The organism is Leptospira kemamanensis (assembly GCF_004769665.1).
Taxonomy (GTDB): domain Bacteria; phylum Spirochaetota; class Leptospiria; order Leptospirales; family Leptospiraceae; genus Leptospira_A; species Leptospira_A kemamanensis.
This window is the reverse complement of the sequence record NZ_RQGG01000043.1, coordinates 1-14,051: the sequence shown is the minus strand read 5'-3', so window position 1 is coordinate 14,051 and position 14,051 is coordinate 1. Positions and strand designations below refer to the sequence as shown.

The window sequence follows — 14,051 nt, the reverse complement described above, 5'->3', positions numbered from 1 at the left end:
GGGGAGTGAACCAAATGGCACCCGTCATTGAATGCAAACGAACTGTATTGCCAAATGGTCTTACAGTTCTTTTCCAACCTATGAAACACGCATCCTCTATGGGGGTGGGTGTTTTTTTAAAACAAGGCAGTCTTGCCGAAACCAATTCCGAACATGGTTACTTTCACTTTTTAGAGCATATGCTCTTCAAAGATACAGAAACACGCACAAGTAAAGAAATTGCTGAATCGATTGAACGAGTCGGTGGGATTTTGAATGGGTCCACTGGGCGCGAATACACACAATACTATGTAGTTGCCATCAAAAACCAAGCGGAACTTGCGTTTGAAATTTTATCAGACATGCTCTTTCGACCACTTTTCAGAAAAGAAGACATCCAAACAGAGAAGGGTGTCATCATGGAAGAGATGCGCTCCTATGAAGATGCGCCTGATGATTTTGTATATGACTATTACTTTCGGAACATCTTTGGTAAGTCACCTTACGGGCGTGATATCATTGGAACCAAAAAATCAGTAACAGGTGTTACAGAAAAATCCATTCGAACGTTTTTTAAAAAACATTATTTCCCTAAGAATATGGTGATCTCTGTATCGGGAAATTTCACTTGGGAGAAAGTCCTTGATCTCACGAAAAAATACTTTTCCTTTGAAAATCCAAAGGGCAAAACTCCGACGGAACTCATCATTCCAGCACCTAAAAAACATTATACGAAACATTTAGAACGTCGTAAAATTGAGCAGTTCCATATCATGCTCGGGGTGAATGGAAAAAAAAGAGACTACCGAACTGTGACTGTTTCAGGTCTTATTTCCACCATCCTGGGTGGAGGGATGGCTTCTCGACTTTTCCAAAACATTCGGGAAAAAGAAGGGCTTTGTTATAGCATTTACAGTTTTCCCTCGTATTACAAAACCACTGGGTTATTTTCCATCTCTTCTGCCACTTCCAAAGAAAAAGCAGCACGATGTGTGGAACTCATTCTCAAGGAATTGGAGACAATCACCAAACATGGTTTTTCCAAAACAGAACTTGCCGATGCCAAATCCAACCAAATGGGATCGATTGCCATCGGGTATGAACTGCCTGAAAACCGAATGAATAATATTGGATTACAGGAAATCTATTACGGAACCTATTATTCTTTGGAAGATCGAATGAAGGCAATTAAGTCAGTCACGTTAGACGAAATCAATCTAGCTGCCAAAGAGATGTTTGGTTTAGACAAAGTGCATTTGTCGTGTGTGGGAGATATGACAGAAAGCCAATTTGCCAAAATCCCAATACAGTTTGGTGTTTAGATTCATAAAAGGAACTTGATGCAAAATCAAATTAACCATTTACAAATCCAAATCCAAATCCTAAGAGAAGGGGCAGTTGTCCCCGAATACAAAACTTCCGGTTCTGCGGGCATGGACCTTTCCGCTTGTCTCACAGAAAACCTTCTCCTTCCCAAAGGGGAAGTCGTCCTCGTTCCCACAGGTCTAGCCATGGCGATCCCTGATGGGTATGAAGGGCAAATTCGACCACGCAGTGGGTTTTCCACAAAACAAAGGATCATCATGCCCAATAGCCCAGGCACCATTGACTCCGATTACAGGGGTGAAATCATGATTCCTCTTCTAAATCTGAGTGGAACCGATTATCATTTAGAGCCAGGAACACGGGTGGCCCAAATGGTGATCCAAGCAGTGGTGAAATTTCCGATCCAAGTGGTCACGGAACTTGAGGAAACAGATCGCGGAAGCGGTGGATTTGGGAGCACAGGAAAATAAGACATAATCAGAAAAAAAGACACTTAGCTTTTTTCAAAGGATTCCGATACAAGCTGTAGAGGTGCCTTTTTATGATGCGATCCCTTTGGACCGGTGCTACCGGGATGATTGCCCAACAATTTCACATTGATACCGTTGCCAATAACCTTGCCAACGTGAACACCACAGGTTTCAAAAAGAACCGAGTGGACTTCGAAGATTTAGTATACCAACACCAAGTGCTTGCGGGAACTCCAGCCACCTCTGTTTCCGAAATTCCAACTGGTGTCAACGTGGGGCATGGTGTGAAAGTCGCCGCCACACAGAAGTTATTCGAAATTGGTTCCTTCCAAGCAACTGGGAATAAACTTGATCTAGCTCTCACTGGGGAGATGGCATTTTTTAAAATCCAAATGCCAGATGGAACCTTCTCCTATTCGAGAGACGGATCTTTTAAAATTGATTCGAACCAACAAGTGGTGACATCAAACGGGTATTTACTCGAACCTCCGATCATCCTTCCTGAAAATGCAATTTTAAATACTCTTATGGTTTCCGAAGAAGGGGAAGTGACTGTAAAAATCGGAAACGACATTCGCCCCACAACCATTGGCCAATTGGAACTCTACCGATTTGTAAACCCTGCAGGGCTCCAAGCTGTCGGTAAAAACTTATTTAGAGAAACCGTTGCCTCTGGACAAGAAATCCCTGGAATGCCTTCTCAAGAAGGGTATGGAAGTGTGTTACAAGGTTTCTTAGAAATGAGTAACGTGAAAATCGTGGAAGAAATGGTGAATATGATTGTGGCACAAAGGGCATACGAATCCAATTCCAAAACCATCCAAACCTCGGATAACATGCTTTCTACGGCGATTGGACTAAAACGTTAATGAAAATTTGGATCTCCATCTTTTTTAGTTTGGTGTTCTGTTTGTCAGTGATGGCAAACAGAGAAGACAAACGATTGTATCTCAAACCAAAAACCATCGTAGGTGCTGGTGAGATACGGTTGTCTGAATTTACCAACTGGAAGGGAAATTGGAATCCAATTCTATTTCGCAATTTAAAATCCCCCGTGGTTTTGAATCCAGATTCTCTAACGGAAATGATCTCTTCCTTGTATCTGAAAGAATTTGGAACATCCACAGAGTTTGAAGTGATGGGAAAAGAAGGAATCCTCCTTCCAAAAAACTCTACGATCACAAAAAAAGAATTAGAGGAATCTTTATGGAAGGGATTAACCTCTGCGAACCAAAAGGATTTAGGAGAGATGGGTGAAAATTTTCGAATCCAATCGGAAAAAGAATCCTTTCCCGTAATCACAGGTACCTCACCTGTTTGGCGTAGTCTCGGTCGCACCTTACATGCAGGAAAACGTTTGTTTCCCTTAGATTTTTATTATGAAGGGAAACTCGTTCATTCGGAATCTGTTCCCTTTCTCATCGAGGAAAAGAAAAAAGCTTACTTCACCACAAAAGAAATTCCTGCAAAAACGGTTTTAACCAAGGAAGATGTGGAACTTCGGTTTTTCTTTAGTGCTGATTCTTTACGAGAATATACAGAGGAAAACCCTGTAGGGAAAACGGCTCTCAATGGATTTTTACCAGACACTGCGATTGAAAAAAAACAAGTGCGCACTCTCCATACCATCGAACGAGGGCAAGAAGTGGAGCTTGTATACACCATAGGAAATTTATTATTAAAAATCAAAACAAGAGCCCTTGCTTCTGGAAACAAGGGGGAAGAAATTCCCCTCTTAAATTTGGCATCTCAAAAGACGATCAAAGCTCGTGTGCAAAACGAAGGCATTTGCCTTTTGGAAGAGAGATAAGATGTTTGTTTTGAAATCCAAGTCTCAGTTGCCATCAAATTCTAAATCGCTAGAATCCAAAAGCGTTTCCAACGAGGTTTTTTCTTATCTGAGCTTTCGAAGATTTGCGAAACATCCTTTGACAAGTTGCGTGATTGTCTTTTTTTGTTGGGTATTTGCATACTTTAGTGAGTTTGTTTCCCCGGTCACATTTGCTACCCTTACCGTTTCTCCTAGTTTACATGCCGAATCCTTATGGAAGGACAAAGACCCGTATTCTTATCCCAAAACCATCCAACCGGGTACAGTTGTAAAAGTAGTTTTGAAAAACGGACTTCGAGTGGAATATGAATCCGAATACAAAGCAACCTTTGACAATGATATCAAAACGGTTCCTGATAAAAAATTAGTCCCAGACCTTCCGAATTACACTGCTAACTCTACTTATATGCGCTCCAAGGTGGGAAAATCCAAATCCCAAGGAAAAGTAGTAGGAGTGATGGCAGTCCTTGTGACAGGAATTGACCCAGGTACTGGCAATTTGGAACTAGAGGGAAGCCGAGTATTTAATCTTTCGGAAGAAAGGATTAACCTTCGTTTGTCGGGAACGATTTCACCGGAAGATCTGGATAAAAATCGTTTTATCGCAAGTGACCTGATTGCCAATTTACGAGTGGAATACCAAGGAACACTCAATCCTAAAGAACTAAATGATCCGAATATCCAAATGAAACGGATTACGAATCCCGATGGAACAGTCACAGAAAAAGCGGAACTTTCTGAAAAAGAAAAACAAGAAATTATCTTAAAAAACATCAAACGACTCTTAGGTGAAAGTGAGTAATTTTTTATGAATCAGAAAAACAATAGGAAAAAAACTTTCACAGAAATTGACTTTGATTTTAAAACTTCGAATTTTCCTCCTTCGAATCATAAATTTTGGCGAACAAAAGGATTGTTTCTAATCATTTACCTATTCTCTTTGTTCTGTTTTACCAGTTCTCTCTTTGCGGTGGAAACAAGACTGAAAGATCTCGTGCGAATTGATGCGGTCAGAGAAAACCAACTGACTGGTTTTGGACTTGTGGTAGGACTGAATGGAACAGGGGATACTAAAAATCCTCTTACCGAAGAAGCACTCCAAAACTACCTGGCGGGACTTGGGGTGAATACCAAAAAGAATTTACGAGATGCCAAAAATACGGCTTCGGTTCTCATCACAGCCAATGTCCCGGTCAATTTAAAAGAAGGGGATAAGATCGATGTGGTTGTTTCTTCTCTCGGTGATGCAAGATCTTTGGAAGGGGGAGTGTTACTCCAATCTCCACTCAAAGCGGCCAATGGAGAAACGATTGCAGTTGCCTCCGGCGTACTCGTGTTTGGTGGAAAAGAGAAAAAGCGGGGAGCCGATAAAAAATCTGGTTCCAACACGGCCCTAGTTCCCTTTGGTGCGATTTTAGAAAAGTCTATCCCAAATGCCCCCATCACAAAATCCGTAAAACTCACACTTTTGGAAAAAGACTACACTACCATGGGTGCCATCGTAGATACCATAACACAAGAAATGTCTGTGGTTCCTGAAGTGGTTTCTCCCACAGAAGTGCTTGTCCCACTTCCCATTTCACAACCCACAACAGGTCCGAATGGAGAAATGGCGACGGGTTCCCCGAAACTCGATCTTGGATTTTTATCCAAATTGGAAAACCTCACCATCAATTCTTCCCCCATTGCTCGAGTGGTGATCAATGAACGCACGGGAACCATTGTGATGGGAGCCAATATTGCCATCGACGAAGTCGCCATCTCCCAACAAGGTCTTTCCATCCAAATCGCAAACCGTGACAAAGCCCGTTATTTTTTCCCCATCCAAGACGATGGGAAAGGGGAATCTGTGTTTGTTTTAAAAGAAACGACTCAGGTTTCGGATGTCGTGGGTGCCTTAAATAAGGTGGGTGCTTCCACTCGGGACATCATTTCGATTTTGGAAGCCTTAAAAAAACAAGGGGCCTTAAAAGCAGAACTTGTGATTCAGTAATTGGAAAATCTGCCGATAGATTTAGTAGACATAATATGGACATTCATTCAATCCAAGACTACTCAGGAAGGCTTAGCCGATCCAAAGACGAAACCATCCTGAATCGGATGAAGTCCCTTTCGGATCCGAATGCAAAAGACCTTCCGAAAAAAGGAATCTCCGAATTCCAAACCCTCCTAGAAACCCATGAGGAACTCATGGGGAAGGTAAGTTCTTCTTCATTGAAAGTCCCACAAAATATTCGGGAAGCGATCACAGCCGATCCTTATCGTAAAAAACTTTATGATGCATCAGTGGAATTTGAATCTGTCTTTGTGAAGATGATGTTAAAGGAAATGAAAAACACCATCCATAAAGAAAAACTCATCGATGGTGGATATGCAGAAGAGATTTTTGAAGATATGTTGTACGATGAATATGCTAAAAATATTTCTCAAAATGAATCGATGGGTCTTGCAGAAGAGATTTACAAACAAATGTCCGCATCTCTTCCGCCTGTGAAATCAAAACCGTATCTTTAAATCCAATCCAAGAAGGAAGTTTTGCGAAGGTTTTCCTTCCAATTTTCTTCCAACTTGGAAAGACTTTCATTGAGTTTGGGTGACAAACTTGTCCTTTCTTTTGGTGCTCCCAATTTGAAACTAGATGTGGATTCATACACCGAAACTAAATCCACTTGTTCTTTTAGTTTAACTGGAGCGATCCGTTTCTCCTCTGTGATTTGGATGAGTTTCGCATCTGTTAACTTATCCAAAATTTCTGATAATTCTTTTTCAGGTAATAACAAGGATTTCCGTAGTTGCGAATGTTTGATAAGCTCTCCCTGGTTCTTTTGGTAGGTATAGGTGAGAGTTAATACTTGCAAAATTTTATAAAACTCATATGACAGAGTAGAATCAATATCATCAAACGGGTGTTTGGGAAGTAGATATCTGTCAGGGAATTGTAAAGTCGCCGTTACTTCTGCTCCATACAAAATGATGAGAGAGATGGAATAAATCGCAAGTAAAGCAATAGGGATCGCAGCAAGTGCCTTATACACTAACATCGTTTTTTCAGTAAAGGAGGTTAGGTAGATATTGATAAACCCCCAAAAGAATAAAATAAGAATGAGTCCTGTCACAGCCGCTCCAATGGAAGATGCTTTGATGGGAACTTTTGTATTGGGGATGATATTAAAGATGAGTAAAAAGAATAACCATAACGATATCAATGGTAAGAAAATTTGTAACATTGAATAAAGAGAGAAAAATCGTTTTCCACCTTGGTATTTTTTCCAAATGGTTTGACCTTTGGCATCTTCTTCTACGCGGATAATTTTATTGAATTCTCCGACACCCACAATTCCAATCATTCCTTCATTTGGACTTTCTGCCTCGTTTTGGTTTTCAATTTCGATTGGTTCCTGTGTTGTGAGAGATCCAAGTGTGGTTGATTCAATTTGGTCTTTGTTTTCTGTTGTGTCCGATAGGGAATTCGATTTTTTCTTAGATAAAAGAAGCATATCTAAGATCATACCTGCTTTGCCTTTGTAAGCAACGGTCCAGTTTTCCCCTTCGTCTTCTGAGAGGAGAATGTCTCCAAGGGAAGTTAATACAAAAATATCATAGTCTTGTTTTTTCGGGGAAACAAAAACCCAAACACGTTCGTAAGAATACTTACTATGGCTTAGGTCCGTCCACGTATAACCACCGTCAGTTGTTTTGTAGATGGCCCCACTGTCTCCGACTAAAAATCCAATATTTCTGTTGAGAAAGGAAATATCATTTAATGGTTTTCTAGAAATTTCTTGTGGGAAAAAACTGGTTCCACCATCACTTGTTTTCCAAAGTCGTCCTTCCCGGTCTAAAATAAATCCATCTTTTTCCGAGAAAAAACGGACACGAATTGGAGTGATCCCTTCATCGTGGAAACGTTTGATTTCTTTGAAAGGTTTGCCTAAATCGTAACGAAGTGTCCTCGTGTCTTTCGTAAGAATGAATAATGTATCATAATCGATGGCACCAAAATCAGAGATATTGATTCCTTTTAATGAGTGAACCTTCCATGATTTCCCAAGGTCATTGGAATATAAAAAAGTTCCTTCTTCTGAAATGGTAAATAAATCGTTAGAAACACTACGAATTCGAAAAAAGTTTTCCTTACGAATGTTTGGTCTTTTACAAGTTCCTGTTTCCACCGTTTCCATATCGATGCATAACATGTTTTCAAAATCAATACTGGATTCTGGGATAAAAGAAATGGATTGGTTTAACTCTTTCATCATTCCAATATTCCCTTTTTCTCCTGCTACCCATAATTCACCATGTTGTGTGGCAACGATTGATTTGAGATGAGGAGGTCTTACTGAATCCGAAATCGTATCTGTGATGTTTTTACCCACCACAAATAAAAGAGGACCAAAGGAAATTAGGAAAAAATAGAAAACGAATTTATTGATAAAACTTCTGTGTAAATCAATTTGCCAAATAATATGGAAAGCTTTTTCTAATGAACGTAATACGGCTGTTGCGGAAAAGATAAAAACTACAAAACCTACAGCTCCAATTTGAGTGGCTGTCGAAATAATATCAGACAAGGTTTCTAAATAGGGGGTGATATCAAATTGGATATTGTTTTGTAGTAAATAAGAATTAATTTTATCTACAAGTTCCACTTGGTTTGTGTGTATTCCTGAGGCCACTGTGATGAGTGCCAAGGCCACAGTAAGAGTGGGAATTAGAGTGACAATTGTGGTATAAGCAAGACTTGAGCCAATGATGAGACAATCATCCTTCATAAACCGATGGACAGAAACGAGTAAAACACGAAGCCCAAGGATGAGTTTTCGTTTCCAACCTGGAGATTCCGGGATGGCGGTTAACCGAACGAGAAGTGGAGTTTTGATCGTTTCGCTCATAATCTTTCCTATTGCTTAAATGCGTACAAAACGTAACTAGAGGTGAGAGGATATCCTTTCGTTTTCCATTGAGAACGAAAATGGTAAAATGAAATACGAAACCAGTGCCTATAATCTTTCCAAGATTGGAAGGAACCTCTGGCTTTTTTTAATTTCGCTACCAATGGGAAATCCACACCGAAGTAAGATACGAAACTTCCAAAACCAAACCCAGTCAATATTTTTTTTAGGAGGGTATCTGAGTAATAAAACACATGGCCCGGCATATAATAATGGTAGTGGGATGCTTCGTTTTTTGCCTGCCAACCTTCAAAATTGGCTGTTTGCAATAAAAGTAGTCCCCCTGGTTTTAATATCCGAGTTAACTCTTGGAAAAATAAATTTGGATTTTCAATGTGTTCAATGACTTCTACAAGGGTGATCACATCAAAACTAGAAGTGGGAAACTTCGCATCAAATAGGTTCCCATGAAACGTAGGGATTTGATTGGCATTTGCATACTTGGCTGCATACTCGGAAATCTCCACTCCTTGGATGTGAAACCCATCTTCTTTTGCCACTTCCAAAAACCCACCAAAGGAAGAACCGATATCTAAAAAATGCCCTGACTTTACAAAACGTTTGATGTTTTGGAGACGTGCTTTCCAAACGTAACGAAAAAAAGGTTTGGCTGTCCTCTCATCGATATATGAATATTCCGCCTTACCTTGGTAATAGTCTTTGGTATATAATTCTGTTTGATCGGGACGAGGAGATAAGGCTTGGAGCTTACATGTTTGGCATTCTGCTACTTGTAAACCTGGGTAGTTTCCTGTAGTGGTATAAAGTGGTTTCCAATCACAATCCTTTTGCAAAGGACATTCGTTTCGTAAGGAGGAAAACTGTTCCATTATTTTTTCGCAAGGAAAAACCAGTGGCAAATACGTTCATTTAGTTTTCCGAGAGGTGTTCTCTCCGTATAACCAATGGAAACTTCTGAAAACGAAGAAAGGAAGATTTTTAGATCCGAAAGAGAATACGTTTCCGCATAACCACCACTTAGGTCAGTCAGGTTCATTGTACCTTGTTTTAAACCTAAATGTGTATCCCCTTCAGCACGGATAGATCCAAGTAAATATCCGTTTGGTGTGAGTGAATTAAATAGTGATTGGAGTAAGATATTGGCATCTTCTTTTTTATTGTAATGGAATACTCCCCAACTCACAATCACACCAAATTCATTGGGTAAAAAGGGAAGTTTTGTATCAGGAGTATGGAGAAAACGGATCTTCGAATTTTCCTTTTCTAAAACATCAATTGTGGTTTTGGCATTGTCGCATGCTGTTACCGTATAACCAGCGTTTTGAAGCAAATAAGAATGTCTGCCAGAGCCACACCCAAAATCCAAAGCATTTTGATTTGGTGCCTCAATTTTCGCAAGCAAACGTACTAAATTTTCGTCAGGAAAGTTTAGTTTCGACTTAGGTCTTTCATAATGGATGTCCCAGACGTTTTTCATGATTCCAATCGATTGAATATCGAATCTAACCAATCTTTGGCGCCAATCGTTTGTTTGGTGTTGATTCCGAAAACCGATGTACGTTTGTGGTTTCCTTCGCGTTTGTCTAAGTTTGAACCTGTCTCAATCAATTGTTTGGAGAAAAAAACAGATTCGTTTGTAGTTGGTGAAAAAGTAACCATCTCTCCCATTTTCTTTTGTTTGGAATGGGCAAGTGTATATACAATTGCAGAATGTGTGAAGCCTTGTTTGGCTGTTTTCAAAAAATCAGGTCTTGTTTTTTCCCCGATGGTGACAGAAAGTAAATCTTTGAAATAATCATATCCGTAATGATTTGGCAAAAGTTGGTCTGCCAAATATTCTCCACCCACTTCAGGTGCCGCTTCCATAAGAATACATTCTTTGTTCTTTGTGATTTTGAATTCAGCAACAAAAGGACCTGTTTTTAATTTGGTGGCTGTTACTATGCTTTGGCAGATCATTTTGAGTTCTCCCGCCATACGGAGGTGGATCGAAGGAGCAATGTGGGCGATTTCAATGAATTCTGGAATCCCTGTTGTGATTTTGTCTGTAATGGAGATCAAATAAAACCGTTTGTTGATCACAAAACCAAGGACGGTGACCTCATCCCCAGGAGTATAGGTTTCTAAAAGAAACGCTTCATTGGTTTTGCCCTTTGTGAATTTTTTAAATTCAGCTTCAGTTTCTAAAACCGTAATTCCTTTTTTCCCAGAACCTTCTTTGGGTTTGGCGATGATCGGAAAACTAAGTTCTGATTTTTTGTCTTTGGCTTTTGGTGGAGAGTTAATCACTATCGGAGTGGGAACAGGAATTCCAAATTTGGAAACCGTGAGTTTACACTTTTCTTTGTCTAAAAAAAGATTGGTGCTCTCTCTTGGATTTCCGCGAAGTTTTAGTTTTTCGGCTAAATAAGAGACTGTAAACACAGCTTTGCCATAAGACCTGGATCCCACACCTAATAGTTTATAGGGGAGAGGAACCTTACTCATGGCATGTAAGATTTTTCGGTATTCATGAGTAGATTCTAATATTTTAATATCACACTCATTTAATCCTGGAGCCATGGGATTGGTATCCACGGCGATGACTTTAAGACCCCTGGCTTTTGCTGCTCGAATCAGGGGGATCTGGTTCTCTCCTGCACCTATGGAGAGATAACTACCATGTAATTGTTTCATTTATGACCCGCGAGAACCGCCTCGGCGTTGGACTCCTGTATTGCCTCCACCAGACGTTTGGTTTCTTCCAAAGGTTGGTTTTGCCACGGCAGGACTTCCTTTTTTCTTTTGGGCTTCGTTTTGCGCTTTGGTCAATTCTTCTTGGTTGACCACTACAATCTTTTTGCCTTCCAGTTCTTTTCCGTTCAGACCTGCAATGGCTTTTTCCGCATCTGCGTCGGCCATTTCAGCGGTCCCATACCCAAGCGAAACTTTTGTGAGTTTGTCTCGTTTGATTTGCAGGTGTGTCACCTTTCCGTAAGCGGAAAGAAGTTTCCCTAAGGCATCGTCCGAAAGAGTTTGTGGGAGGTTTCCGATAGATAACTTCATGTCCTTCTTTTTTCTGAAAAATTCTCCAAAACTTCAACTCTTTTTTGACTATGTCGCATTTTCTCTTGGGGAAATTGGGGTTTTGGTCGATTGGAAACATAGGTAGGGACTTATGTTACGAGGATTGTATACAGGTGCAAATGGGATGATTTCCCAACAAGTGCGTATGGACGTGATTGCCAATAATTTGGCGAATGTGGATAAAACTGCCTTCAAAAAAGATACCACTGTTTTCAAAACCTTTCCCGAAATGTTACTCCATCGTTATTCTGAGGATGGGATTGGCAAAACTCCTATGGGTTCCTTTGATACCTCTCCTGTGGTCGGCAAACTGGGGTTTGGTGCCGAAGTAAACGAAGTGTACACCCGTTTTGAACAAGGTGCTGTGAAAAAAACAGACAATATCTTTGATCTTATGGTACAAGACCAACCAGGAATGGAAAAACCTGCCTTTTTTTCTGTTCTCACCAATCGGGGTGAACGACTCACGCGAAGTGGAAGTTTTATTTTAGATAAAAATGGGTTTGTCGTGACGCCGCAGGGGTTTCCTCTGCTCGGAGAAAAAGGACCCATCCAAGTGAACCAAGGGAATTTCCTTGTGAAAGAAAATGGCGAAATTTATATCAATGCGAAACTCGGCACTGCACCCAAAGACGGAACTAATTTTAGCGAAAACCGTTTCGAAGAACCTGTGTTACTCGACAAATTAAAAATTCGAACGGTGGAAAACCCACGTCACCTCGACAAAGAAGGGGATTCCTTTTATTCCGATACACCCGAATCCGGCGAACCGACAGCCTTTCCGGAACGACTTGCCCCACAAGTGTTACAAGGATACTTGGAAGCCTCCAATGTTTCTGTTGTGACGGAGATGGTGGACATGATTGAAGTAAACCGTGCTTATGAAGCCAATTCCAAAACCATGCAAACCCAAGACAGTTTACTGGGTCGCTTGTTTGAAGTAATGCGGTAGGGGTTATATCCTAGGAACATTAGGCACAACTCCCTCTCTCTGAGCAGTTACTAAACGATCCATCCCAACAGCCTGTATGGACTTTATAAATGACAGCTCATTTAGATAGAGTTGTGAGTAAGTTGGTTTTATATAACAATAAGAACTAAAAGCACTTTTTAATAATCTCTGATTACCCTCAGCGACTTGGTTGTGAATAGAAAATTTACTCCAACGATTTTTAGCGAACTTATACCTTTTATCTTTACTATGAGCCTGATGATTTACTGTTCTATGTTTTTTATAAATTCCCCATAACCAAGTATACCCTTCATCAGAAAATAATGGAGATTCATAGGGAACAGTTTTGCGAAGTAATACACCTAATGTATTTGCCTTTTGGTCTGGAACTGAATCAAAAAAGACACAACCATTCTGAGTGGCAATAGTACTTACTAATATACCTACCTGCTTACCACCAACTGAGTCACTTTGATAGATACTGGCAGTGAGACCACCATGACGAAATCTTTTACGATGTTGATTACTTCTCTGAGAGGCAGAATAGAGGACTGCGGTATCTGTATGTGGTATTTTTCTATAAAGCTTTTTACCTAAATACTTCTTAATATCCTTTTCTTCCTCTACCTTGGGAAGAGTCACATCCTTAAAAGTATCCTTGAGATCATTGTAATATAATTTCCTTAGAACCTCTACCTGATGTGAAGAAAACACCTGAATTCGTTGCTTCAAAAGCCTTGCGGACTTATATGATATGCTTAGTCTTTTGCTAATTTCTACTGAAGTAATGACCTTTGGAAATTGTAGGATAGATTCTTCTAAGATATACCCAAACATCCAAATTGGTAGCTTGAAATGATGAAGTGGAGTATATGAGAGCCTGGATACTTGAGTGTGACAGTTTTTATTTCCACATCTTACGAGGTCTGGTCTATTCTTCACCCCTTTGCTTAAAATTACATTACACTTAGGACAATACTTAGGGTAGAGATCATACAAGATTTTATATGTAAGCTTTTGAAATTTCTCAGTATGGATTCCCGAAGTACTTTTATATTTCTGATCCTTAAAAGTATCTGCTTCTAAAAAAATATCATCTGTAAGGTTCTCATAGAGGTGATCCTTAGAGTGGTGATTGTTATCTCCTTCTAAATGTATCTCTTGCGAAGTAGGTTGGGGAATGTAGGCTCCTTCGTATGTAGTCTTTGAGGGAGTAGGTGCATTAGCCTTTGAGGATAATTTTGAGGTTGATTTTTTACTTCTACGGGTGGATTCTTTGGAGTGTTTATGCTTCGAGGATACATTTGGAGAGGCTGTAGTTTTATGAGATAGGCTTGGAGAAGGGGAAACGTTGGGAGAGCCTATTTTTGAGTCAGAGGTGTTAGGTTTTATGGGGGAAATGGTGGATTTGTGCGGATTGGAGCTTAGAGATTAGGGGTTATATCCTAGATACATTAGGCACAAATCCGTCTCTTTGAGCAGACACTAAACGATCCATTCCAATTGCTTTTATG

Annotated in this window: 14 protein-coding genes; 8 read left to right on the top strand and 6 right to left on the bottom strand. The window is 40.1% G+C overall.

From position 1 onward, the window contains the following. The first annotated feature begins 14 nt into the window (after positions 1–14). From EHQ59_RS14395 to EHQ59_RS14365, 7 genes are all read left to right on the top strand, one after another. Positions 15–1,301, top strand: a complete 1,287-nt coding sequence (locus EHQ59_RS14395; protein WP_135620339.1) for a M16 family metallopeptidase — start codon at positions 15–17, stop codon at positions 1,299–1,301. Between the two features lie 18 nt (positions 1,302–1,319). Further along, positions 1,320–1,775: a dUTP diphosphatase gene (dut, locus tag EHQ59_RS14390; protein WP_135620338.1), complete on the top strand. Its 456-nt coding sequence runs from the start codon at positions 1,320–1,322 to the stop codon at positions 1,773–1,775. A 71-nt stretch (positions 1,776–1,846) separates the two neighbouring features. Further along, the gene (flgG, locus tag EHQ59_RS14385; RefSeq protein WP_012388518.1) at positions 1,847–2,644 is read left to right on the top strand and encodes a flagellar basal-body rod protein FlgG; all 798 of its coding nucleotides are present in this window, start codon (positions 1,847–1,849) and stop codon (positions 2,642–2,644) included. Further along, entirely contained in the window at positions 2,644–3,585 is a 942-nt protein-coding gene (gene flgA / locus EHQ59_RS14380; RefSeq protein ID WP_135620337.1) for a flagellar basal body P-ring formation chaperone FlgA, read from the top strand. The genes flgG and flgA overlap by 1 nt, the downstream gene beginning before the upstream one ends. Positions 3,586–3,715: 130 nt before the next feature. Next, the gene (locus EHQ59_RS14375) at positions 3,716–4,408 is read left to right on the top strand and encodes a flagellar basal body L-ring protein FlgH (protein WP_244245559.1); all 693 of its coding nucleotides are present in this window, start codon (positions 3,716–3,718) and stop codon (positions 4,406–4,408) included. 111 nt (positions 4,409–4,519) lie between these two features. Beyond that, positions 4,520–5,599 (top strand): flagellar basal body P-ring protein FlgI, encoded by a 1,080-nt coding sequence (locus tag EHQ59_RS14370; RefSeq protein ID WP_135620336.1) that lies wholly within the window; start codon positions 4,520–4,522, stop codon positions 5,597–5,599. A 35-nt stretch (positions 5,600–5,634) separates the two neighbouring features. Continuing rightward, positions 5,635–6,120: a rod-binding protein gene (locus EHQ59_RS14365; protein WP_135620335.1), complete on the top strand. Its 486-nt coding sequence runs from the start codon at positions 5,635–5,637 to the stop codon at positions 6,118–6,120. Here the strand turns inward: EHQ59_RS14365 and EHQ59_RS14360 are convergent. Genes EHQ59_RS14360 through EHQ59_RS14340 form a run of 5 tightly spaced genes read right to left on the bottom strand, consistent with a single transcriptional unit; the run spans position 6,117 to position 11,564 of the window. Continuing rightward, positions 6,117–8,498, bottom strand: coding sequence for a YhjD/YihY/BrkB family envelope integrity protein (locus EHQ59_RS14360; RefSeq protein WP_135620334.1), 2,382 nt, complete (start codon positions 8,496–8,498; stop codon positions 6,117–6,119). The two genes, EHQ59_RS14365 and EHQ59_RS14360, sit on opposite strands and share 4 nt — an antisense overlap. Before the next feature lie 8 nt (positions 8,499–8,506). After that, positions 8,507–9,388, bottom strand: coding sequence for a class I SAM-dependent methyltransferase (locus EHQ59_RS14355; RefSeq protein ID WP_135620333.1), 882 nt, complete (start codon positions 9,386–9,388; stop codon positions 8,507–8,509). Further along, positions 9,388–9,996, bottom strand: a complete 609-nt coding sequence (locus tag EHQ59_RS14350) for a class I SAM-dependent methyltransferase (protein ID WP_135620332.1) — start codon at positions 9,994–9,996, stop codon at positions 9,388–9,390. The genes EHQ59_RS14355 and EHQ59_RS14350 overlap by 1 nt, the downstream gene beginning before the upstream one ends. Further along, entirely contained in the window at positions 9,993–11,195 is a 1,203-nt protein-coding gene (locus EHQ59_RS14345) for an ATP-grasp domain-containing protein (RefSeq protein WP_135620331.1), read from the bottom strand. The genes EHQ59_RS14350 and EHQ59_RS14345 overlap by 4 nt, the downstream gene beginning before the upstream one ends. After that, positions 11,196–11,564: an RNA recognition motif domain-containing protein gene (locus EHQ59_RS14340; protein ID WP_135620330.1), complete on the bottom strand. Its 369-nt coding sequence runs from the start codon at positions 11,562–11,564 to the stop codon at positions 11,196–11,198. A 112-nt stretch (positions 11,565–11,676) separates the two neighbouring features. On the opposite strand from EHQ59_RS14340, the gene EHQ59_RS14335 reads away from it, so the two are divergent. Then, complete coding sequence (locus EHQ59_RS14335; RefSeq protein ID WP_135620329.1) at positions 11,677–12,537, top strand: flagellar hook-basal body protein; 861 nt, start codon at positions 11,677–11,679, stop codon at positions 12,535–12,537. A 3-nt stretch (positions 12,538–12,540) separates the two neighbouring features. Here EHQ59_RS14335 and EHQ59_RS14330 read toward each other — a convergent pair whose 3' ends face one another. Further along, entirely contained in the window at positions 12,541–13,269 is a 729-nt protein-coding gene (locus EHQ59_RS14330; RefSeq protein WP_244245558.1) for a transposase, read from the bottom strand. Positions 13,270–14,051: the final 782 nt, after the last annotated feature.